The sequence below is a fragment of the Paracnuella aquatica genome, assembly GCF_003332885.2.
In the GTDB taxonomy this organism is placed as follows: Bacteria; Bacteroidota; Bacteroidia; order Chitinophagales; family Chitinophagaceae; genus Flavisolibacter; species Flavisolibacter aquaticus.
In genome coordinates this window covers 73,702-96,454 of sequence record NZ_QOWJ01000002.1, presented here as the reverse complement: position 1 = coordinate 96,454, position 22,753 = coordinate 73,702, and the positions used below count along the sequence as shown (strand labels likewise).

The window sequence follows — 22,753 nt, the reverse complement described above, 5'->3', positions numbered from 1 at the left end:
ACGATTATGGATTGACGATTTACGATTGACTGTTACCGATGGTAAATTGTTTTGCAGCGGAAAAAACGCTATGCCGATGTTTGTAAATCTAAAATCGTCAGTCTAAAATCGTCAATCGAAACTATTTTTACAGCATGAGCATCGACCAAGACATCCAGCAGGCGCATTTCCGCAATACCCATCAAAAGGCACTCATCAACGTGTTGTACTCGCATGGATGGGTAATGGAACGCATCAAGTCGTTGCTGGCTGCCGAAGACATCACGCCGCAGCAGTTCAACATCCTGCGCATTTTGCGCGGCTCTTTTCCCGTGCCGCTTTCCACCCTGCAAATAAGGGAACGCATGCTCGATAAAATGAGCGATACCAGCCGCATTGTTGATCGCCTTATTGCCAAAGATCTGGTGCAAAAAACCACCAACCCGGCGGACAAGCGACTGGTGGATGTGTTGATTACCGAAAAGGGCCAACAACTGCTGAACAAGCTGGATGTGCGGGATGCTGAAATGGACAATATCCTGGGCAACCTTAGCGAAGAAGAAGCGCAGCAGCTAAACGATTTGCTGGATAAAGTAAGGGGTTCGGTTAACGGGAATAGATAGTGGTGTTTTCAAAAATGTTTTACTGCTGCTGTTTGTTTGCAGCCACACGAAACCCATGAAAGCTATTTATTTAAGAAAGGCTTTCCCCACAATACTGTACTATTTCGCGGGTTATGTGCTCACCTGGATTGTTTCGGAGTTGGAGCGGCCGCATTATGCACACGGGCCAAATTTCTTTCATTTAATCGCCCTGCTTTTCTTAGTTGGTGGTTTGTTGTGGGCGGTTACTAACTTTTTACAGGTGTATGCGGGTAAAAAGGAATACATGCTTTCGCTAGCAGTAAACCTCCTTGTTGTCACAAGTATTTTGATCTATGTTTTTTTCCTTGTATAAGCCACCAACTCCATGCAAAAAATGATGGCTACTTGTTGCCACGGCTTTTCTTTTACCGCTGTGTACGTGATATCGTAATGCATGTAGAATTACAACCCTTTTATTACACTTTATTTTGCTTTGTTTTTCTCTATCAGCTCATCAATTAATTCGTTTGTCCGCAAGTGTCACCACACCGACATTTGCACCCCGAATTAAATCAGAATATGATGAGCAACAAGGTATTATCGCTGGGTGCGTCCTTCCCCGAGTTCAACAAGAAGGCAGTTGTATCGATCGAAAAAGGTAAAGAGTTCTACGACCTTTCTTACGAAGAAATCAAAAACAGCGGCAAGTGGATGGTGATGTTCTGGTGGCCTAAAGACTTCACTTTTGTATGCCCTACCGAAATTGCCGAATTCAATAAACACTACCCCGATTTTGCCGACCGCGATGCCGTTTTGGTTGGTGCTTCTACCGACAGCGAGTTTGTTCACGTAGCATGGCGCCGCGATCATGAAGACCTGCGTGGCCTGCAGTTTCCCATGCTGGCCGATACCAGCAAATCGCTGGCTACCGAACTGGGTATTTTGGAAAGCGAAGAAAAAGTTGCGTATCGCGCCACATTCATTGTTGATCCGCAAGGCATCGTTCGCTGGGTATCGATGTACGACCTGAACGTAGGCCGCAACGTAAAAGAAGTACTGCGTGTGCTGGATGCGCTGCAAACCGACGAACTCTGCCCCTGCAACTGGCAGAAAGGCGAAGCAACGCTGAACGCTTAATAAGCAGCAAGCTTTTAGCTACAAGCTGCAAGTGGTTTTCTCTACTTGTGGCTTGCAGCTGGCGGCTTGAAGCTTTTCTTCCTCCTTCAACTATAAAACTTTCCCTCCATGTTTGGAATCGCTACCGAAAGCAACGCAGCCCTGTCGCTGCTGCAGGAGCTGGGCCTGGCCGAAAGCCACCTGAGCCCCAACCTGCAGGCCCTTGCCGCTGCCGACTCAAAATACCTGCGCGACCTGAAGATCAACGTGACCAACGCCCTGGGCACCGAAACGCTGAACAAAAAAGAAGCGTACCTGCTGGCCCTTTCCGTTGCCGCCAACGAAAAAGTGACCTCCCTGCAAGAAGCCTTTACCGCGCAGGCCATTGCCAATGGCGCTACTGATAAAGAAGTGGCCGAAGTGCTGGCATGCACCTCGCTGCTCAACGCCAACAACGTGTACTATCGTTTCCGCCACTTCATGCACGAAGAATTTTACAACACGGCGCAGGCCGGCATCCGCATGAGCATCATGGCCAATCCCGTGCTGGGCAAAGAGTTTTTTGAGCTGGTGAGCCTGGTGGTAAGTGCCCTCAACGGCTGCGAACTCTGCGTTACCTCGCATGAAAAAACATTGGTGGGCCACGGCACTACAAAGCAGCGCATCCACGATGCGGTGCGCCTTGGCGCCGTGCTCAAAAGTCTTACGGCTTTAATGTAAGCTCAGGCCCTGTTTGTAAAGTTTGGAAGTATCATAGCCCCTGCTTTTGCGGGGGCTTTTTTTATGTAGCCGGCTTTGGTAATGCTATTGGGCTGCGGTTGCGTCGCACACTTGTACGGTCCCGTTCGCTGTGCAGCTTTTTCACACTGCCGCACAGCGGATGCGCAAAGCCCGCAGCGGGTCTATAAATCGGCGGTAAGTTGCTTTTTACATTAATACCACGGCTCCTGCCCTTGTCATGCTGAGCGCAGCGAAGCATCTGAGTGTTGCAAAGCGTTCAACCGCATCAGCTCAGATCCTTCCTTCGTCAGGGTGACAAAATGCAAAACACTAAAATGCGTCATCACATAACAGCGTCAATTTTAACCTTCATCCTCCCAACTTCCGACCTCCGACTTCCGTCTTCCGACTTACTTTTGCGCAGAACTTTAAACTTCAAACTTTAAACCCCAAACTCCTTGTATGCCCGGATACGAATTGTGGAGCGATGCCGAACGCAAAGAAGTAATGGAAGTGCTGGAAACCGGTGTGCTCATGCGCTACGGATTTGACGGCCCCCGCCAGGGCCGCTGGAAAAGCAAAGAGCTGGAAGCTGCTATTTGCAGCACATTTGGCTGCCAGTACGCGCAGCTTACCTCCAGCGGCACCACTGCCCTTACCACTGCCATGGCGGTGCTGGGCATAGGCGCCGGCGATGAAGTGATCATGCCTTCCTTCACATTTGTGGCTTCGTTTGAAGCGGTGCTGAGCGTGGGCGCCGTGCCCGTGCTGGTTGATGTGGACGACACGCTGACACTGGCCCCCGATGCAGTGCGCAGCGCCATCACATCCAAAACGAAATGTGTGATGCCCGTTCATATGTGCGGCTCCATGGCCGATATGGATGCATTGCAGGCCATTTGCAAAGAGCACAACTTGGTGCTGCTCGAAGATGCCTGCCAGAGCATTGGCGGCAGTTATAAAGGAAAGTCGCTGGGCACCATTGGCGATGCGGGCACATTTTCGTTTGATTTTGTAAAAACTATTACCTGCGGCGAAGGCGGCGTGGTAATGACCAACCGCGAAGATGTGTACACCAACGCCGATGCTTATACCGACCACGGCCACGATCATAAAGGCGTAGACCGCGGCGCCGATCTGCATCCCCACCTGGGTTACAACTTCCGGATTTCGGAGCTGCATGCAGCGGTAGGCCTGGCGCAGGTGCGCCGCCTGCCCGATTTTTTGGCTACGCAAAAAAAGAATCATGCGCAGCTAAAAGCTTTGCTGTCGCAGATCCCGGGCATCCGGTTTCGCCGTGTACCCGATGAGGCGGGTGATAGCTGCTCGTTCATCAGTTGGTTTTTACCCACCGAAGAAGCTACCCGTGCAGTGGTAGCCGCCATGAAAGAGGCCGGTGCCATGGCAGGTTCGTTTTACTGGTTCGACAACAACTGGCATTATATCCGCAAGTGGGATCATTTGAAGAATGCTTCCACCCACAACCGCATGAGCGCTGAACAGCAGGAAGCTTTGTTGAAACTGCAGCAGCAGGATTTTTCCGCATCGGACGCCATCATGAGCCGCTGCATTTCGACCTCCATTTCCTTGTTGTGGAGCGAGGAGCAGATAAAGGAAAAAGGCGAAAAAATGGTGCAGGCTGCAACAGCTGCATTGGCGCAAACAGCAGCTTAAAGGCTTAAAAGCTGTTTTAAACAAAAGGGCAAAAATCAAAAGTCAAAAAGGCATTTTCACGCCAAAGGCTTTTGATTTTTGCCTTTTGAATTTTTAATTGTTCCCTACCTGCGGAAATGCGTCATATAAGTGCGGAAGCCGATAACAGTGGTGGCGCGGAAATGATCTTTTCCCAGGAATACAATGTCGTCGTAGTACTCGGTTAGCACCTCCGGAGTAGTGGTGCCCACCGCGGTAAGCTGCATGGCGCGAACAAAATCGTCGTCCACGTACTTTTTGCGGATGTCCCAGTTGCCCTGGTATGTAGCACCCGCTCCATCTACATAACTCAGGGAGCCGTCTTCGTTAAAAGTAAAATTGCCGCTGCTGAAGGCCAGGTTGTCGCGGTCGCCGCCGATGCTGTAGTTGTTAATGGCGGCAATGCGCCAGGTGCCAACAATGCGCTTATCGTATTTTTTCAACACATCCTTGCTGCAACCGGCCAGCAGCAAAAAAGTAAACAAAAGGCCTAGCGTGTACCATTTTTTCATCGCCCCTCCTTTTTCTTTTAAAGTTCCGAACAAAAGGGCGGCGCAATAATGCGGTAGCGGTTCTTAACAATGAATTACAAATAGGGCGTTCATGCTGTTACTGGTCTGGCCACTGACAGGTACACTTACTGGCAGGCAGCCGCTTTGGAGTGGCCTGACCAGTAAGCGCCGCTTACCTCGGCGCCTGATATTTATTTGCATTCGGCTTTTGCTCCAGGTAGTCCACATAATCTTTAGTGCCTAGCCTGAAGAACAGGTTGAGGCCGGTGCGCCGCTGCAGCTGGTCTTCTTTTTTACAGAAAAACGAAAGGTGCTGTGTGTAGAAGTTTTGCGGCAGTGGGGATATTTTATGAACGGGCAATGCTTGGCTCAAATCCGGCTTGGGATTAAGCTGCGCAAAGCCGGGGCGACAAAAAGCCGTTAACGCCAGCCCAATAAAAAATGCCTTTTTCCCCATGGATTGATATTTGCAATAAATTTACGGCTCGATTTTTGTGAAGCCGGCGGCCCCATTTAGCCGCCCCTTAAAAACGGAACCCCTGATGAGCCTTAACCAGAGTTTACAGCAAAAGTTACTGCAAAAGCTATCGCCGCAACAAATTCAGTTGATGAAATTGTTGCAGGTGCCTACAGCCATACTCGACGAACGCATCAAAGAGGAGCTGGAAGAAAACCCGGCCCTCGAACTGACCGACGAAGGTATGGAGGATTACGATGGCGATATGAAAGACGAGTTTGCCGAATCATCCGACAGCAGCGACGATTACGAAGAGTCGGCTACCGACGAAGGATACGACAACATTGATATTTCCGACTATGTGTCGGAAGGCGACGATGATATAGCCGATTATAAACTGCGCGACGACAACTACGGCGACCAGGAAGAAAAGCAGACGATGCCCTACAAGGTGGAAACTTCTTTTTACGAAGTGCTGGAAGCACAACTGGGCATGCTGAAGCTGGACGAGGCACAGTATAAAATTGCCGAGCAGATCATCGGCTCCATTGACGAAGACGGCTACCTGCGCCGCGAAACTTCGGCCATTGTGGACGACCTGGCCTTCCGTCAAAACATTTTTGTAACCGAAGAAGATGTTGAAAAACTGATCCAGCGCATCCAGCAGTTCGATCCCCCCGGCGTGGCGGCCCGCACCCTCCAGGAGTGCCTGCTGCTGCAGCTGAACCGCCAGAAGCTGGAAGGTAAGGAAGTGGATACGGCAATTGCCGCCCTCAGCCGCTACTTCGATGAGTTTACCAAAAAGCATTACGAAAAAATACAGCGCGGCCTCAACCTCGACGACGAGCAGTTGAAGGATGTGATGCACCAGATTACCCGCCTCAACCCCAAACCCGGCGGCACGGTAAGCGAGCTGAACAAAGCCGAAAGCTACGTGGTGCCCGACTTTTTTATTTACAACAATGCCGGCAAACTGGAGCTGACGCTGAACTCGAAAAATGCACCGGAGCTCCGCATTTCGGAAGGCTACCGCGATATGCTGCGCGAATACGACCGCGGCACCAAGAAAGACCGCCGCCAAAAAGAAGCGGTGTTGTTTATCAAGCAAAAAATTGATGCGGCCAAATGGTTTATTGATGCCATCAAGCAGCGGCAGCACACGCTGCTCAGCACTATGACGGCCATCATGAACCACCAGTACGAATTTTTCCTCACCGGCGACGAAACCACGCTGAAGCCAATGATCTTAAAAGACATTGCCGAACGCACCGGCCTGGATATTTCTACCGTGAGCCGCGTGGCCAACTCCAAGTTTGTACAAACCGAATTTGGCACTTATCGGCTTAAATTCTTTTTCTCCGAATCGCTCACCACCGACAGCGGCGAGGAAGTTTCGACCCGCGAGGTAAAAAAGATCCTGAGCGACCTGATCGAATACGAAAACAAGAAGAAACCCCTCAGCGACGAGCGGCTTACGGAGCTGCTTCAGGAAAAAGGCTATAATATTGCACGGCGCACCGTGGCCAAATACCGCGAACAACTGAACATACCGGTAGCCAGGCTGCGCAAAGAGCTGTAAGCAACGGGCGGCAGGCAAAAGGACTTAAAATCTTTGTCTGCCGCCCGGTTCGGCCTAAATTTTCCAAAATGTCTGACATAGAACAAAAGGCGCAGGACCACCTGTTTCATCCGGCGCTTCGCTTTGCTGCACGTGCCATTTCGGTGGTTTTTCACCCCCTGTTTGTGCCGGTGTATATTGCCTGGTTTCTCATCTACATCCACCAGGTGTTTCCGGCTGCACGCCCATACGACCAAAACCTGATGCTGCTGCGTTTTGTGGTGATGTATGCGCTTTTTCCCCTGTTTACCATTTTGCTGCTGCGCGGCTTGGGCTTTGTGCAATCGGTGTACCTGCGTACGCAAAAGGAGCGCATTATTCCTTATGTAGCCTGCGGCCTCTATTATTTTTGGATGTGGTATGTGCTGCGCAACCAGCCGCAGGTACCCGAAGTACTGGAACTGTTTAGCATGGCTATTTTTCTTGCGGCCAGTGCTGGCCTGATGGCTAACAATTATTTTAAGATCAGCATGCATGCCTTGGCTGCCGGTGTGGCCGTTACGTTTGTACTCATGCTGGGCCTTATGAGCGACACGGATTTTGGCGTGTACATTTCCTGCGCCATGCTGGCTGCAGGCCTGGTGTGCACCGCCCGCCTCATCAACAACGACCACCGGCCTTTTGATGTGTATGCAGGGTTTGTAACCGGCGCCTTGTCGCAGGTGGCGGCGTATTGGATTGTGATGTAACCGCACCCTGGCCCCGATCTTGGAGGAGCGGGTTGGTTAAAGAAAACTTCGGCACACTCAAAAGATTTTACCCATATAAGTGCTAATACAAAGAGCCCGTAACAACTAATTGTTACGGGCTCTTTGTATAAAAAATCAAAATCAAACCGAGGCGACCCTCGCCTTTCAGGAGCGGGGCCGGGGTACGGTTTAAAAAACATTCCGCACCACGTTGGCAATCACATGCGGCTTGCCCAACGTATAATAATGCAGCACCGGCACGCCGGCAGCTTTCAGTTCCTTGCTTTGCTGCTGCAGCCATTCGGTGCCCACTAGCTCCACTTCCGCATCGGTTTTGCAGGCCATGATGGCGCTGTACAACTCCACCGGGATGTCCACATGAAATGTGCGGGGAATTACCGTCAACTGTTTTTTCGAAGTGATCGGCTTCAGGCCCGGGATGATGGGAATATTGATGCCGGCTTCTTTACAGGCCTGCACGTATTGAAAATATTTCTGGTTGTCGAAAAACATTTGCGTCACCACGTATTCGGCGCCGCCGTCCACTTTCTTTTTCAGGTGCTGTATGTCGGAAGCAAGATTGGGTGCTTCGAAATGCTTTTCGGGGTAACCGGCCACGCCAATGCAAAAGTTTGTTTTTACGGCACCCTTCAGGTCTTCTTCCAGGTAAAGGCCGTTGTTCATGTTGATCACCTGCTGCATCAGCTCGGTGGCAAATTTATTGCCGCCGGGCTCGGGTTCAAAACTGCCTTCGTTGCGGGCTGCATCGCCGCGCAGCACCAGCACATTATCAATGCCTAAAAACGCCAAGTCAATCAGGGCGTCTTCGGTTTCTTGCCGGGTAAAGCCGCCGCAAATAAGGTGCGGCACTGCATCCACTTTATAGCGGTTCATGATGGCGGCGCAAATGCCAACCGTGCCGGGACGTTTGCGTACTTCCACTTTTTCAAACACGCCATCAATGCGGCGCTTGAACATGCTTTCGCTGCGGTGGTAGGTAACATTTATAAACGAAGGCTTGAATTCCATCAGGGGATCGAGGTGTTCCCAAAGCGCATTGATGCCTTTTCCTTTCAGGGGCGGCAGCACTTCAAAGGAAACCAGCGTATCCTTTGCCTGCCGCAGGTGTTCGATAACTTTCACGTTGTTGTAGCGGTGTTTTGCGGGGCCTAAATAATGGATTGATAACAATGAAACCCCGGGCTTGTTTCAATTCGGGATGCAAACATACACCCTAAAGGAAATATAAAAGCCGTTCATTGGTAAAGGGCGGTGCCCCGGTTGGCTTACTTTTGCCCAAACATTTTCAAAAGGGTGAGCATTACCATTCATACAACCGAGTTAGTAAAGCGCTACCGCAGCCGTACGGTGGTAAACCATGTGTCAATAGAGGTAAAGCAGGGCGAAATTGTGGGCTTGCTGGGCCCCAACGGTGCCGGTAAAACCACTACTTTTTACATGACCGTGGGCCTCATCAAACCCGACGAAGGCGAAGTGTTTTTGGACGATACCAATATTACCAAGCTGCCCATGTACAAAAGGGCGCAAATGGGCATTGGCTACCTGCCGCAGGAAGCGTCCATTTTTCGAAAATTGAGCGTGGAGGAAAATATCAAGGCGGTGCTGGAAATGACCACGCTGACCCGCAGCCAGCAAAAAGAAAAACTGGAAGCGCTGCTCGATGAGTTTCGGCTGCACCATGTGCGCAAAAGCCCCGGCGATGTGTTGAGCGGCGGCGAGCGGCGCCGTACCGAAATTGCCCGTGCACTTGCTGTTGATCCCAAGTTCATCCTGCTCGACGAACCCTTTGCCGGCATTGACCCCATTGCGGTGGAAGATATCCAGGCCATTGTAGCGAAACTGAAATTTAAAAACATCGGCATCCTTATTACCGATCACAACGTAACCGAAACACTTTCTATTTGCGACCGTGCTTACCTGCTGATTGAAGGGAAAATATTCAAACACGGCACCGCCGAAGAACTGGCCGTGGACGACCAGGTTAAACGCCTGTACCTGGGCCGCAACTTTGAACTCAAACGTAAAGACTACCTGCTGGAAGAAGCCCACCAGGAGCGCATCAGCGAAGGGCGGCGGTAAATAAAAGTTTTAGCTAGCCGCTCCAGCTATTTACAGCCACCTTGCTTGTCATGCTGAGCGCAGCGAAGCATTTGAGTGTTGCAATAAGTTCTCTTATGCATAGTTCAGATCCTTCCTTCGTCAGGATGACAAAGGCACTGCACCTTGATGCAACTCTATAATAGCGCTGTTGTTTTAATATCCCGTTGAAAATTTATCTGTTCACAGCAGCATCTTAAAATCATCTGCATCCCTCCAAAACGGTAGCTTTTCCCGCACTGCTTCCAGGTCCTTTTTTTCCAGCGTGATCGTAAAAATGTCTTCATCATCGGCCTTATGGTACAGCGGTTCACCTAAGGCATTGCACACCATAGTGTCGCCGGTATGATACACACCATGACCATCGGTGCCCACGCGGTTTACACCCACCACGTAACACTGGTTTTCGATGGCGCGGGCCTGCAGCAGGGTTTTCCAGGCGTGGTTGCGGCGGTCGGGCCAGTTGGCTACGTACAGCAGCACATCGTATTCCGGGCCTTCAGCCGTTTGCTGCCGTGCCCAAACCGGAAAGCGCAGATCATAACAAATATTGCAGTTGATCTTCCAGCCGTTTACCGATGCAATAAAGCGCTGTGTGCCGCCGGTGTAATGCGCATCCTCGCCACCCATGGCAAACAGGTGGCGTTTGTCGTACTGGCCCAATTGCCCGTTGGGCAGCATCCAAATAAGCCGGTTAAAATATTGTCCCCCTTCTTCAATCATCAAACTACCGGTTAGGATCACCCGCTTTTCGGCAGCCAGCTTTTTCATCCACGCAACGGTAGGCCCGTCCATGGTTTCGGAAAACTGCTCGGGCTTCATGCTAAAGCCGGTGGTAAACATTTCGGGGAGCACCACAATATGCGTGGGCTGCGCAATGCTGCGGATCTTTCCTTCCAGCATGGCCAGGTTAGCAGCTTTATCTTCCCAGTGCAACGCGGTTTGAATAAGGGTAAAAATTAAGGAGGACATATGCGCAAGATAAGGCACAGGGGCGGGGAAAAGTGCTGCTGCGCCAACGCTGCATGGGTTCCGCGTGTTGCTATTCTGGCCAGTAGCATTACCGAACGCTGCAGTGTGCGATCCTGAAACGAGTCCAGGACAGGCTGCAACAGGCGTCTGGTTATCGATATACAAGCTGGTTACATAAAAGCGAAACCTTTGTTGGAGAACGCCATGTCATAAGCACTGTTTCGTCGCACCATTTTTTTTATTGGTCGCAAAAGAATGGGTGTACCTGGGCCAAAACCTACTTTCGGGGCCTTGTATGAGCTTTTTTTACCGTTACCTCAAAATAGTATCGTCGCGCAGGTGGCTTTCGGTGCTGCTGCAGTTTGCTGCCTGGGCATTTATTTTTTCGCTGCCTTTTTTGCTGCAGTCGTCGCACAAAAACGCGGAGCCGAGGCCCAACCAGCCACAGCAGTGGCAGTTCGTGCTGCAGTATGCGGGCAACCTTGCTTCGTGGATTGCGCTGTTTTACCTCAATGGCTGGCTGCTTATCCCGCGGCTGCTCAACCGGCGGCAGTATGGCCGCTACGCTTTTTGGCTGGCAACGCTGGTGCTGGTTTTATTTGCCTTCAATGCGTTGGTTTTTAAAATGCTCATGCCTACGGTGCCTACGTCGCCGTACCGGGTGGTGATGTCGCTGGTGTTCTTCCTGTTTCCATCCATCTTTTTTATTGCCGTAAGTACTGCCATTTCGTTTTTCCTGGAAAAGCTGCGCACCGACCGGTTGGCAAAAGAGCAGGAAAACGAAAACCTCAAAACCGAGCTGCTGTTTTTGCGGTCGCAGGTAAGCCCGCATTTCCTGTTCAACGTGCTCAACAACATGGTGGCGCTGGCCCGCAAGGGATCGGACCAATTGGAGCCATCGCTGATCAAGCTGTCGTCGCTGCTGCGCTACATGCTCTACGAGGCGGCCGAGGAAAAAGTATCGCTCAACAAAGAGCTCGAATATTTGCAAAGCTATATCGACCTGCAAACGCAGCGGTTTCGGAAAGCTTTGCAGGTAAATTATACCGTGGGTGCAATCGACGGGCAATACCTGCTGGAGCCCATGCTGCTGATTCCATTTGTGGAAAATGCATTCAAACACAGCGCCACGGGCCAGCCCGGCGCATCGGTGGATATTGAGCTGCGGGCCGAAAAAAGCATGCTGCACCTGGAGGTGCGCAACCAATACAGCCCCGGCAGCGGCGAAAAAGATAAAAGTTCGGGCATTGGGTTGCAGAATGTGCGCCGCAGGCTAAGTTTGCTGTACCCCGATGAGCATGCACTGCTCATTACTGAGGACAAAGGTTGGTTCATTGTTTCGCTGACCATAAAACTGCACTGAAATGCTGCGTTGCATAGCCATTGACGACGAAGAGCTGGCGCTGGAATTGCTCGAAGACAATATCCGCAAAGTGCCGGGCCTGCACCTGGCGGGTGTATACTCCAACCCGCTGGAAGCCTTACAGGTGCTGCAAGGGGGCGGCATCGACCTGGTTTTTCTCGACATTCAAATGCCCGGCATCACGGGGCTGCAACTGATCCAAAGCGTTTCCAAAAAATGCCTGTTCATACTCGTTACCGCCTACGAGCATTTTGCGCTGGAAGGTTTTAACCTGCAGGTGGTCGATTACTTGGTAAAACCCGTTGCCTTCGACCGGTTTGTGCTGGCCTGCACCCGTGCACAGGAGCTGCACCGGCTACAGCAGGGAGGCTTTAGCGGCGGCGAAAAAACGGCGCAGCCCACCTACTTTTTTGTGCCGGCCGATTACCGCATGCTCAAAGTGGTGTTCGACGATATCATCTGGATCGAAGGCCTGAAGGATTATGTAAAAATTCATTTGCGCAGCGAAGCCCATCCCGTTATTACCCGCATGAGCATGAAGGGGCTGGAAGACCAGTTGCCGCAGGATGGGTTCCTGCGCATTCACAAATCTTATATTGTTTCCAAGGCAGCCATTACGGCGCTACGCAAAAACAGCGTTTATCTGGGCACCATGGAGCTGCCCGTTGGCGAAGCCTACCGCGAGGCTGTGTATGCGCTGGTGCAGGGCGGCCGTGGTGGCGAGTTGTAGCCTATTTCCCCCATTCTTGTTTTATTTTCCCCCTTTTCTCTCCGCCAAAGCCTGCACAACAATAGCGCGGTAATTTTTGTTGTGGCAAAAACCTGTGACGCTGCATTTCATCCAGCTTATTTACCGCTCATCAGCCGTTTTGCCGTTCGTCGCAGCTTTTTTCGCAATCATCGCAAATGCACCCCTGGCCGGCCCAAGCCGCCATAGTTTTGCTCCTGGCCATTCGGCCAAAGAAAGACACATGTTTATGAAAAAAACTTTACTGGCAACTGCACTCTTTTTTGCAACGGCCACACTGCATGCTCAATTTCCGGCCATGGCTCCTGGCAGCCGTGCCGGTGCACAACAATCCATTCCTTCCATCGGCGTGGTGTTTGGCAAGCTGGTGGACAGCGCCGGCAAACCCATTTCCGATGCATCGGTGGTGATGCTGCACAACAGGCTGGATACCGTTACCAAAAAACGCAAAGACGTATTGGTAAAAGGAGTAACCACCAAAGCCAACGGCGAATTCTTTTTTAACGAATTGCCCCTGATGGGCATCAAGATCAAGATTTCGGCTACCGGCTACAAGCCAGTAGAACAGGCCATTGCATTTCAAATGCGCATGCCCCAGGGTGGTGGCGGCACACGCCCCGCAACCGGTGGCGGCGGACAGCCCGATATGTCGGCTATTTCGGCCATGGCCAACAACTTTGAAAAAGACCTGGGCCGCATAACGCTGCAAACCGATGTGCAGCAACTGCAGGACGTGACGGTGACCGCCAGCAGCGGCCGCCTGCGCATGGACATCGATAAAAAAGTATTTACCGTTGATAAAAACTTGGTAAGCGCCGGCGGTACCGCGGTGGACGTAATGAAAAACGTGCCCTCGCTGAACGTGGACATTGACGGCAATGTAACCTTGCGCAACCAAAGCCCGCAGATTTTTGTGGACGGCAGGCCCACCACGCTGACGCTGGAGCAAATTCCGGCCGACGCCATTGAAACCGTGGAAGTGATCACCAACCCATCGGCCAAGTACGATGCTTCGGGCGGCGGTGCCGGTATCCTGAACGTGGTTTTGAAAAAGAATAAAAAGACCGGCTACAACGGTACGGTAAACGTAGGCGTTGACCGCCGCGGCGGCATGAACGGCACTGCATCACTGAATGTGCGCCAGAACAAGATCAATGCTTCGGTGGCTGCATTTACCAACCAGATGCGCAACCGCAATACCGGCAACACCGATCAACTGCTGCGCATCCCGGGACAGCCTTCGTACCAGATCGACCAGTTTAACCGCGGCACTACCAAAGGTGGTTTCGTATTTGGCCGTGCAGGACTCGATTATTTTGCCACCAACCGCCTTACCCTTTCGCTTTCCGGCGTGTTGGTAAACGGCAAGTTCGACCCATCCGACAGGCAATACATCGATACCAGCTTCAATACAGGCATGCTGAAAAGCTATTCGGAGCGCCAAACCATTTCGCACCGCGAGTTTAAAGCAAAAGGTGCGCAGGGTGGTTTTAAATACATTTTCCCCACCCAGGGCGAAGAGCTCACCGGCGACTTCAACTATTTTTCGAGCACCAACGATGGCTACTCGCGGTTTAATACCGACGTGTACAACCAACCCGGTGGCATCAAAACCGGCGAACGCCGCCAGCAGCTCCTGAGCAATGGCACCAGCGACCAGCTGACCGTACAAACCGATTATGTGCGCCCCATTGGTAAAGCCGGCAAACTGGAAGCAGGCCTGCGTACTCAGCTCCGCGAACTGTCGAACAACCAGGGCAACTATTTCATGAACCAGACCACCGGTGAGTATGTAAAAATTCCATCGGCCACCGGCGATTACCGCAACAAAGATCATGTATATGCCGGCTATGTTTCGTACGGCAACCAGGTAAAAGACTTTGGATACAAACTGGGCCTGCGCGGCGAAAGCTCGGACTATGTAGGTTACCTGCTCGACCCCACTACGCAGAAGGAAAACAAGTTTGAGGTGAAATACCCCATCTCGCTGTTCCCATCGGTGTTTTTGAGCCAGAAACTGAAAAAGAACCAGGAAGTGCAGATGAGCTATACCCGCCGTATCAACCGCCCGTTCTTTATGCAGATCATTCCGTTCATCGACTCAACGGATCAGCAGTTTTGGAGCCGTGGTAATGCAGCGCTGCGCCCCGAGTTTACCAACTCGCTGGAGGTTTCGTATGCCAAAACATTCAAAGGCAACAACAGCTTCCTGGCCTCGGTGTACATGAAAACGAGCACCGACCTCATTACCCGCTACCTCGATACCATCGATATTGGCGGTGGTGTAAAAAGAGGCATCAACACCTATATCAACGCCAACAACAGCCGTTCGATTGGTGCCGAGTTTACCTCGCAAAACCAGTTGAAAAAATGGTGGGACCTCACCACCAACCTGAACCTGTACAACTCGTACATCAATACCGATAACATCCTGGGTTATTCGCAGGACGCCATCTGGAGTTATTTTGCCAAATTTAACTCCAACTTCAAGCTGCCTAAGAACTACACCGTACAGTTTTCGGGTACTTACCAAAGCAAAACCAACATGGCTGTAGGCCAAGGCGGTGGCGGCGGTTTTGGCCCTCCCGGTGGTGGCGGTGCAGCCAGCGCAGCACAAGGCTACATCAAGCCCAACTACGGCTTCGACCTGGCAGTGCGCAAAACATTCCTCAAACAGCAGGCTGCTTCGGTAACGCTTGCTGTGAACGATATGTTCCGCACCAGGGTGTTTGACCAGTACACCGAAAGCCAGTACATTATTCAAAATACCCGCCGCCGCTCCGATGCGCCGATGGTTCGCCTTACCTTCTCGTTCCGCTTTGGACAAATGGATATGTCGCTGTTCAAACGCAAAAACCTGAAGGCCGAAAACGAAGGCATGCAGGGTGCTATGCAGGGAATGTAAGCGTGAAATTGCTCGTCAAACGTGAAACGTCAAGCGTGAAAAATGATCGGAAAAGTTATTCGTCGTTCACTATTCACGTTTCACGTTTGACGACAAAAACTCTTAACTTTTAAGTACCTCAGCTCTATTTATCTTTAATCATATTCAAACAAACTCACATCAAATGCAAATCGTAAAATCTGTTTTTCTGGCTGCTGCCACGGTGGCGGTTGCTTTTGGCGCACAGGCCCAAACAGCCGATGAAATCATAAACAAGCATATTGCGGCCATCGGTGGTATGGATAAATTAAAAGGCATCAACAGCCTGTACCTCGAAAGCACTGCCGAAGTAATGGGCAACGAAATGGCCACCACCACTACCATCCTCAACGGCAAAGGTTTTAAAACCGAAGGCGAAGTGATGGGCTCTAAAATGGTGCAGGTAGTTACCGATAAAGGCGGCTGGGCCATCAACCCAATGGCAGGAGAGGGAGCGCAGGCACTGCCCGAAGAAGCGGCTAAAATGGCGAAAGACCAACTGGATATTGCCGGCCCGCTGGTAGATTATGCAGCAAAAGGCAATAAGGTAGAACTGAAAGGCCAGGAAAAAGTAGGCGCGGTAAATGCCCACAAACTGCTTGTTACCAACAAAGACGGTGTAGCAGCTACCTACTTTATCGACCCCGCAACTTTTTACGTGGTAAAAGTGGTACGCACCGCCAACATGATGGGCCAGAACATGGACATCGCCATGACGTTCTCTGATTTCAAAAAATCTGACTACGGCTTTGTGTATCCCCACACTACCGAAACCGACATGGGTGGCCAGTTTGCCATCACTGCCAAGGTGAACAAAATGGAGATCAACAAAGCAATCGATCCCAAGGTTTTTGAAATGCCTAAATAAGCGCAACGCTTATTCTCAAACTACATACGGAGCGGCTGTCCTAATCGACAGCCGTTTCTTTTTGCCCCGCCCTTTCTATTTCATACATGGCATATTTTCTTTATTTTTCCCGCCAATTTCAGCTGCCACAAACAACCCCAACCGTAGTCATTTTTAATTGTTTATAATAAAAACCAAGCACCATGAAACAATTGTTAGCACTGTTCCTCTTTTGCTTTTTTGCCAGCAGCCTGCAGGCGCAGGATGCGGCCCGCATGATCAAAGACTGGGAACGGGCCAAAGCCTACACCGCCGAGTACCTGGCAGCCATGCCGGAAGATGGAACCAATTACAAACCCGCCGCCGATGTACGTTCGTTTGCCGAGCAAATGATCCATATTGCCGGCGCCAACTTTATGTTTGCCTCGCAGGTTTCAGGCAAGGCCAACCCGTACCAGGGCCAAAACCTCGAAACCATGGACAAGTTTAAAACAAAGGCAGCACTGGCCACACTCGTAAACGAAAGCTACGATTACGTGATCAACACCGTAAAGGGCTTGTCGGCGGCACAAATGACCGAGAACATGAAGCTGTTCAACATGGATGTGACCAAAGGTGCAGCTATCGACAAATTGTTTGAACACGGCACCCACCACCGCGGCCAAACCACACTGTACCTGCGCATGAAAGGCGTGAAACCACCACAGGAGAAGTTGTTCTAAGAAAAGACTGAAAAGACGGGAAAGACAGAAGAGACCGGAAAGACCGACGACGGAAGACCGAGGTCCGAAGACAACAGGCGGCTTTTTAATGAAATAAAGTCCTGCAGGTAGCCAGCATTTGCTTTGCTACTTGCAGGACTTTTTAATTATAAAACATTTCTTTTCCGTCTTTACTGTCTTTACTGACTTTCCGGTCTTTCTTCCGACCTCCGTCTTCCGACTCATCCTACCATCCCCCCGCCAAACCTTCTTCCAACGCTTTATCGTATTGCGTTTTATTAAAGCGGTAATAAAAGGGCGCTTTATGGGCCACGCCGGTTTTACGTTCGGGTAGTTTTTCCAGCAATCCAAAATCGAGCATGCGGCGCTGAAAGTTGCGCCGGTCAAGAGTTTGGCCCAGCACCGTTTCGTACAGCTTTTGCAATTCGGGCATCGTAAATTTTTCGGGCAGCAGGTTGTAGCCAATGGGCTGGTAGCGCATCTGCAGGCGCAGGGCTTCCAGGGCGCTGTGCAATATGGCGTTGTGGTCCAGCATCAGTTTACCCACATCGGCCAGGTTCCACCAGCTGCAGGCATCCGAAATGGAATCGGGCTGCGGCGCCACTTTTTCGAAAGGCACCAGCGCATAAAAACCAATCGTAATAAAGCGCTGGTTCAGCCACGCTTGCAGGTCCTCGTTCTCGCTGGTCCATTTATTGGCCGCCGACCGCCGCGGCTCGCTGAACACGCGGAACTGTTGCAAAAAAACCTGCTCGAGCCCCGTACGTTCCTGCAGCACCCGCGTGGCCGCCGATTCCACCCCTTCCTGCTGCCGCACAAAGCCACCCGGAAGCGCCCAGTCATCGCAGTGTTTCATTTTTAGCAGCAATACCTGCAGCCCTTTGGCATCAAATCCAAAAACCACGCAATCCACAGAAACATGGGGCAGGTATTCGGTAAAAAAAGAAGGGGCGGCAAGCTCGGTTGGTGACATGGAACAAAGAAAAGCAAACAAACGAATAGCAGAGCATAGAGAAATAACCTAATTTGTTTACATTGTGTAAATTCAACGCATAGGCGGTTTTAATTTTATTTACCTGTAAAAAAACTGGCAACCCGCTGCCGACGGAATCTGCGGCATGGCGTAAAAACAATAAATTTAGATTCCTCATTTTATCCCACATGAAACGATTTGCTGCCCACCACCGCAAGCTGCACTCAGCGGCCCGGTTACTGCTCCTGCCTGCATTTGCTGCTGCGCTTTATTTTGGTTTTGCTGCCTACAAACCCCCGCCGGTGGAAGGCACGCCACCCGATGCCAACCGCTTTTCCAAAGTGGCCCTTACCGATGCCGGTAAGCTGGACGAGCCCATGGAAATGACTTTTTTGCCCGATGGCCGTGTGCTGATTGTGGAACGCAAGGGCGGTGTAAAAGCCGTTGACCCCAAAACCGGTGCGGTAAAATTGCTGGCAACCATCCCGGTAAACACCAAATACAAAAACAAACAAGGCCAGCTTCGCGAAGCCGAAGAAGGCCTGATGGGCATTGTGGCCCACCCGAAGTTTGCCCAAAACAATTGGGTGTACCTCTATTACGCCGACCCATCCGACAGCAAGCACGTACTGGCCCGTTGGGAATTGAAAGGCGATGACCTGGTGGCTGCCAGCAAAAAGGTTTTGATGGAAGTGCCCACGCAGCGCGAAGAATGTTGCCACACCGGCGGCGGCATGGCCTTCGACCAGCAGGGCAACCTGTTTTTGACCGTGGGCAACAATACGGTAAACCCGCAGGTGGGCACCTCCAACCTCGACGACCGGCCCGGCCGCGAAAACAACGACGACCAGCGGGCACCCGGCAACACGGCCGATCTGCGGGGAAAGATTCTGCGCATCCACCCCGAAGATGATGGCTCGTACACCATTCCGGAAGGCAACCTGTTTCCGAAGGGCACACCCAAAACCCGTCCCGAAATTTATACCATGGGCCACCGCAACCCTTGGCGGCCTTCCATCGATTCCAAAACTGGGTTTCTGTACTGGGGCGAGGTGGGCCCCGATGCCTCGAACGACAGCAAACGCGGTCCGCGTGGATACGATGAATTTAACCAGGCAAAAGGCCCCGGCAATTTTGGCTGGCCTTATTTCATTGGCGACAACAAACCTTACATCGCTTACAACCACGATGACAGTTCGTATGGGGCGCCGTTTAATGCGGCAAAGCCGGTAAACGCTTCAAGGAACAATACCGGGCTAACCGAATTGCCACCCGCACAACCGGCTATGATCTGGTATCCGTATGGTCTTTCCGACGAATTTCCGATGCTGGGTGCTGCAGGCCGAAGCGCCACCGGCGGGCCGGTTTACCGCAAGGCAGATTTTGCAAAAGCCAAACGCCCTTTCCCCGAGTACTACGAAGGCAAATGGTTTATTGTTGATTTTATGCGCGGCTGGATCATGGCGGTGAGTATGGATGACAACGGGAATTATAAAGGCATGGAGCGCTTTTTACCAGACCAAAATTTTTCCTCTGCCATTGATATGGATTTTAGCCCCGACGGCGACCTGTATGTGCTGGAGTACGGATCGGCATGGTTCAAAGGCAACGAAAACGCCAGGCTGGTGCGCATTGAATACAACAGTGGCAACCGCAAACCGGTGGTAGAAGTGTTGGCAACGAAGCGAAGCGGAGCGCTGCCGTTTAAAACCCAATTGCTTTCTACCGGCACTAAAGATTATGATGGCGATGAACTAAAATATGAATGGAAAATTACCGGTGGGGGACAAACGAAAATTTTACGCGAAGCCAGCCCGCAACTATCCCTGGCAAAAGCCGGCACCTACAAAGCAACACTGACCGTTACCGATGCACAGGGTGCCAAAAGCACCAAGTCGCTCGACCTAAAAGTGGGCAACGAGCCGCCCGCTGTAAACTTTGATTTGAGCGGTGCCAACCGAACTTTTTATTTCCCCGGCACACAACTGAAATACGCCGTGAAAGTGCAGGATAAAGAAGACGGCTCGCTGCAAAATGGCAAGATACTGCCGCAGCAGGTAGCGGTTTCCATTGATTACCTGCCGCTTGGCTACGACCAGATTGATGCGGCCACCACGCACCGCGGCACCGATATGCAGGCATTTGCCACTACCGGCCAGATACTTGTTGGTAAAAACGATTGCAAAAGCTGTCACATGCCCAACAAGCGTTCGGTAGGGCCCAGCTACCTGGAAGTGGCGCAGAAATACAAGGGCAAAGCCGGCGCTGTGGAAACGCTGGCGCAAAAGATCATCAAAGGTGGCAGCGGCGTGTGGGGCAACCATGCCATGAGTGCCCACCCGCAGCTAAGCACTGCCGACAGCCGCGCCATGGTCGAATATATATTGGCCATTGGCGATAAAAAAGGGGCGGTAAAATCGGCGCCGGTGCGCAGCACTTATGCCATCAAACCGGCGGAAGAACAAAAAGAGCGGGGCACTTATATTTTGCGGGCCGCTTATCGCGATAAGGGCACCGCAGCCATGACGCCGCTGGTGGGCGAAGAAATTTTGGTGCTGCGCCACCCCAGCCTCGACCCGGAACTGGCCGATGAAACTAGAGGTTTCAATAAAGTGATCACACCAGGCAAGGCGCTGTACATGGAAGGCAACGGCGCATACCTGGCTTTTGATGATATTGACCTCACGGGCGTCAATGCATTTATGGTAAAAGCATCGGCTGGCACCCGCGCCGCGGCAGCTGGCGGCGTGGTGGAACTACGGTTGGACGGCCCCGATGGCACACTAGCCGGGCAAACCGCCGAAATAGCAGCCGGGCAGGCAACAAAGACCGTTCAACTGCCGATCAATGGCGCTACGGGCAGGCACAAGCTGTTTTTTATTTTTAAAAACGAAAAGGCTGGTCCCAACCAGGTGATTGTACAGATCAACAGCATTGATGTGCAAGCAAAGCCAGCGGCTTCAGTAACGATGATGCGGTAAAAAAAGGCGCTATTCACAACCGCCGTTTGTTTTAATACAACTAACAGGCATGCATAGCTGTAAATATGCTATTGATTGAATAGGTTCAAATCGATCGCGTGAATATTTTGGTTGTAAACACGATGAGTTGCAATAAAAAAGGAAAGCCACCATGCTTTCCTTTTTTATTGCCGCAGCCACATTCCGTAACATTGTGTTCAACAGAGTAAAACATGCGCCAACAAATAACACAAATAGCCCTGGCGGTGGCCGATTACGACGAAGCCATTAATTTTTATGTAAACAAATTGGGTTTTGACCTGCTGGAAGACACCGTGCTTTCCGAAACCAAACGCTGGGTGCGGGTACGGCCCAAAGGATCGGAAGGCTGCGGGCTACTGCTAGCAAAAGCCGCCAGCGAAGAACAGTCGTCAAGAGTGGGCAACCAAACGGGCGGCCGTGTGTTCCTGTTTTTGCACACCGATGATCTGGACCGCGATTACCAGAACCTGTTGCAGCACAACATCACCATTGTGCGGCCGCCATCGGTGGAGGCATTCGGCAAGGTGCTGGTTTTTGCCGACCTCTATGGCAACCTGTGGGACCTGATTGAGCCCACTGCAACAACCGGTGCGTAAAATTTTGGTTACAAAAAAAGCAGCAGCAACCCGCAAGCATGATGTTTGCTGCATTGCTGCAATTAAAATGCAACCGTATGATACCTCGCATCGCATTGATCACGGGCGGCAGCCGTGGATTGGGCAAAGACATGGCGCTGGCCTGTGCCCGTAAAGGCATGGATGTAGTGATCACTTACAACCAATCGGCCGAAGGCGCACAGGAAACGATTGAAGCCATCAAGATGTTTGGCGGCAAAGCCGAGGCACTGCAACTGAATGTAGGCGACATCGGTTCGTTTGATGGTTTTTTGCAGCTGCTCCAGCAAACCCTGCAACAAAACTGGGGTGTGCAAACCTTCGATTACCTGGTGAATAATGCCGGCCACGGCGGTACCATCCCGATTGCACAAATGACCGAAGAAGCTTTCGACAACTTTGTAAATGTGCATTTCAAAGGCGTGTATTTTCTCACGCAAAAAGCACTCAACATCATGAACGATGGGGGCGCCGTTGTCAACATTTCCACCGGTACCACGCGGTTTTGCGTACCTGGTTATTCGGTGTACTCGTCTATGAAATCGGCCATTGAAACGTTCACCAAATACGTGGCAAAAGAATACGGCGGCCGCGGCATCCGCTGCAACGTGGTAGCACCGGGACCAATTGAGACCGATTTCAACAATGCAGCCATCCGCAACAACCCGCAGATGAAAGGTTTTCTATCGAGCCAAAGCCCACTGGGACGCGTAGGCGAAGCCAATGATATTGGCGGGGTGGTGGCATTTTTGTGCAGCGAGGACGCCAAATGGATCAACGGGCAGCGCATCGAGGTTTCGGGCGGCATCAACCTGTAAAAAAGGGGTTTTGTCGAAAAATAGGCAAACACCATTTGCCGCGGATAAGTTGTTTCCCTTATTTTTACAACCATATCCAACTCCTGCATTTATGAAAAACCCATTTCGTTCAATTTTGAACCTGTGCGCCTTTGGCTTATTGCTGCTGGCACTTTACTTAAACTTTGTAGACCTGAACAAGCCTGAAGCAACAACCGTAAGGCAGTGGACAGTCCAACACGATACAACACCGCCACTGACCGTTGCAAAAGCGGCAGATTCGATGGGCAAACAATACTGAGCCTCG

Annotated in this window: 22 protein-coding genes; 17 read left to right on the top strand and 5 right to left on the bottom strand. The window is 51.4% G+C overall.

Translation table 11 applies throughout. The features are described 5' to 3' along the window. Positions 1–134 precede the first annotated feature (134 nt). The 5 genes from DRJ53_RS05155 to DRJ53_RS05135 all read left to right on the top strand — a co-directional run bounded on the left by DRJ53_RS05155 (position 135) and on the right by DRJ53_RS05135 (position 4,073). The gene (locus tag DRJ53_RS05155; protein WP_114234538.1) at positions 135–602 is read left to right on the top strand and encodes a MarR family winged helix-turn-helix transcriptional regulator; all 468 of its coding nucleotides are present in this window, start codon (positions 135–137) and stop codon (positions 600–602) included. 55 nt (positions 603–657) lie between these two features. Then, positions 658–936 (top strand): hypothetical protein, encoded by a 279-nt coding sequence (locus DRJ53_RS05150; RefSeq protein WP_114234537.1) that lies wholly within the window; start codon positions 658–660, stop codon positions 934–936. A 209-nt stretch (positions 937–1,145) separates the two neighbouring features. Then, complete coding sequence (locus DRJ53_RS05145) at positions 1,146–1,700, top strand: peroxiredoxin (RefSeq protein WP_114234536.1); 555 nt, start codon at positions 1,146–1,148, stop codon at positions 1,698–1,700. 108 nt (positions 1,701–1,808) lie between these two features. Next, positions 1,809–2,399, top strand: a complete 591-nt coding sequence (locus DRJ53_RS05140; protein ID WP_114234535.1) for a carboxymuconolactone decarboxylase family protein — start codon at positions 1,809–1,811, stop codon at positions 2,397–2,399. Between the two features lie 462 nt (positions 2,400–2,861). Next, entirely contained in the window at positions 2,862–4,073 is a 1,212-nt protein-coding gene (locus DRJ53_RS05135) for a DegT/DnrJ/EryC1/StrS family aminotransferase (protein WP_114234534.1), read from the top strand. 104 nt (positions 4,074–4,177) lie between these two features. On the opposite strand, the gene DRJ53_RS05130 is transcribed toward DRJ53_RS05135, so the two are convergent. Both DRJ53_RS05130 and DRJ53_RS05125 read right to left on the bottom strand, forming a co-directional pair. After that, positions 4,178–4,603, bottom strand: a complete 426-nt coding sequence (locus DRJ53_RS05130) for a hypothetical protein (protein ID WP_114234533.1) — start codon at positions 4,601–4,603, stop codon at positions 4,178–4,180. 172 nt (positions 4,604–4,775) lie between these two features. Then, positions 4,776–5,060: a hypothetical protein gene (locus DRJ53_RS05125; protein ID WP_114234532.1), complete on the bottom strand. Its 285-nt coding sequence runs from the start codon at positions 5,058–5,060 to the stop codon at positions 4,776–4,778. 85 nt (positions 5,061–5,145) lie between these two features. On the opposite strand from DRJ53_RS05125, the gene rpoN reads away from it, so the two are divergent. Together rpoN and DRJ53_RS05115 are read left to right on the top strand one after the other, a co-directional pair. Then, positions 5,146–6,639, top strand: coding sequence for an RNA polymerase factor sigma-54 (rpoN, locus tag DRJ53_RS05120; protein WP_114234757.1), 1,494 nt, complete (start codon positions 5,146–5,148; stop codon positions 6,637–6,639). A gap of 68 nt (positions 6,640–6,707) precedes the next feature. After that, complete coding sequence (locus DRJ53_RS05115; protein ID WP_114234531.1) at positions 6,708–7,367, top strand: phosphatase PAP2 family protein; 660 nt, start codon at positions 6,708–6,710, stop codon at positions 7,365–7,367. Between the two features lie 189 nt (positions 7,368–7,556). Here DRJ53_RS05115 and metF read toward each other — a convergent pair whose 3' ends face one another. Continuing rightward, the gene (gene metF / locus DRJ53_RS05110; protein WP_114234756.1) at positions 7,557–8,510 is read right to left on the bottom strand and encodes a methylenetetrahydrofolate reductase [NAD(P)H]; all 954 of its coding nucleotides are present in this window, start codon (positions 8,508–8,510) and stop codon (positions 7,557–7,559) included. A 171-nt stretch (positions 8,511–8,681) separates the two neighbouring features. Between metF and lptB the strand changes: the two genes are divergently transcribed. Further along, on the top strand, positions 8,682–9,467 hold the full coding sequence (gene lptB, locus DRJ53_RS05105) for an LPS export ABC transporter ATP-binding protein (protein ID WP_114234530.1): 786 nt from the start codon (positions 8,682–8,684) through the stop codon (positions 9,465–9,467). A 201-nt stretch (positions 9,468–9,668) separates the two neighbouring features. Here the strand turns inward: lptB and DRJ53_RS05100 are convergent, their stop codons facing one another. Continuing rightward, a complete protein-coding gene (locus DRJ53_RS05100) occupies positions 9,669–10,457 on the bottom strand; it encodes an amidohydrolase (RefSeq protein WP_114234529.1) in 789 nt (262 codons plus the stop codon). A 295-nt stretch (positions 10,458–10,752) separates the two neighbouring features. Between DRJ53_RS05100 and DRJ53_RS05095 the strand changes: the two genes are divergently transcribed. The 5 genes from DRJ53_RS05095 to DRJ53_RS05075 all read left to right on the top strand — a co-directional run bounded on the left by DRJ53_RS05095 (position 10,753) and on the right by DRJ53_RS05075 (position 17,060). After that, on the top strand, positions 10,753–11,820 hold the full coding sequence (locus DRJ53_RS05095; RefSeq protein ID WP_114234755.1) for a sensor histidine kinase: 1,068 nt from the start codon (positions 10,753–10,755) through the stop codon (positions 11,818–11,820). A 1-nt stretch (position 11,821) separates the two neighbouring features. Continuing rightward, the gene (locus tag DRJ53_RS05090; RefSeq protein ID WP_114234528.1) at positions 11,822–12,550 is read left to right on the top strand and encodes a LytR/AlgR family response regulator transcription factor; all 729 of its coding nucleotides are present in this window, start codon (positions 11,822–11,824) and stop codon (positions 12,548–12,550) included. 247 nt (positions 12,551–12,797) lie between these two features. Further along, positions 12,798–15,473 (top strand): outer membrane beta-barrel protein, encoded by a 2,676-nt coding sequence (locus DRJ53_RS05085; protein WP_162303805.1) that lies wholly within the window; start codon positions 12,798–12,800, stop codon positions 15,471–15,473. A 163-nt stretch (positions 15,474–15,636) separates the two neighbouring features. Continuing rightward, the gene (locus DRJ53_RS05080; RefSeq protein WP_114234526.1) at positions 15,637–16,359 is read left to right on the top strand and encodes an outer membrane lipoprotein-sorting protein; all 723 of its coding nucleotides are present in this window, start codon (positions 15,637–15,639) and stop codon (positions 16,357–16,359) included. Positions 16,360–16,541: 182 nt separating this feature from the next. Further along, entirely contained in the window at positions 16,542–17,060 is a 519-nt protein-coding gene (locus tag DRJ53_RS05075) for a DinB family protein (RefSeq protein WP_114234525.1), read from the top strand. Between the two features lie 226 nt (positions 17,061–17,286). Here the strand turns inward: DRJ53_RS05075 and DRJ53_RS05070 are convergent, their stop codons facing one another. Continuing rightward, complete coding sequence (locus tag DRJ53_RS05070) at positions 17,287–18,033, bottom strand: NUDIX hydrolase (protein ID WP_114234524.1); 747 nt, start codon at positions 18,031–18,033, stop codon at positions 17,287–17,289. Positions 18,034–18,221: 188 nt separating this feature from the next. Here DRJ53_RS05070 and DRJ53_RS05065 point away from each other — a divergent pair, with 188 nt between their 5' ends. From DRJ53_RS05065 to DRJ53_RS05050, 4 genes are all read left to right on the top strand, one after another. Further along, a complete protein-coding gene (locus DRJ53_RS05065) occupies positions 18,222–21,014 on the top strand; it encodes a PQQ-dependent sugar dehydrogenase (RefSeq protein ID WP_114234523.1) in 2,793 nt (930 codons plus the stop codon). Positions 21,015–21,226: 212 nt separating this feature from the next. Further along, the gene (locus DRJ53_RS05060; protein ID WP_114234522.1) at positions 21,227–21,631 is read left to right on the top strand and encodes a VOC family protein; all 405 of its coding nucleotides are present in this window, start codon (positions 21,227–21,229) and stop codon (positions 21,629–21,631) included. 77 nt (positions 21,632–21,708) lie between these two features. Beyond that, complete coding sequence (locus DRJ53_RS05055) at positions 21,709–22,467, top strand: SDR family NAD(P)-dependent oxidoreductase (protein ID WP_114234754.1); 759 nt, start codon at positions 21,709–21,711, stop codon at positions 22,465–22,467. 91 nt (positions 22,468–22,558) lie between these two features. Then, positions 22,559–22,747, top strand: a complete 189-nt coding sequence (locus tag DRJ53_RS05050; RefSeq protein WP_114234521.1) for a hypothetical protein — start codon at positions 22,559–22,561, stop codon at positions 22,745–22,747. The last annotated feature ends 6 nt before the right edge of the window (positions 22,748–22,753 follow it).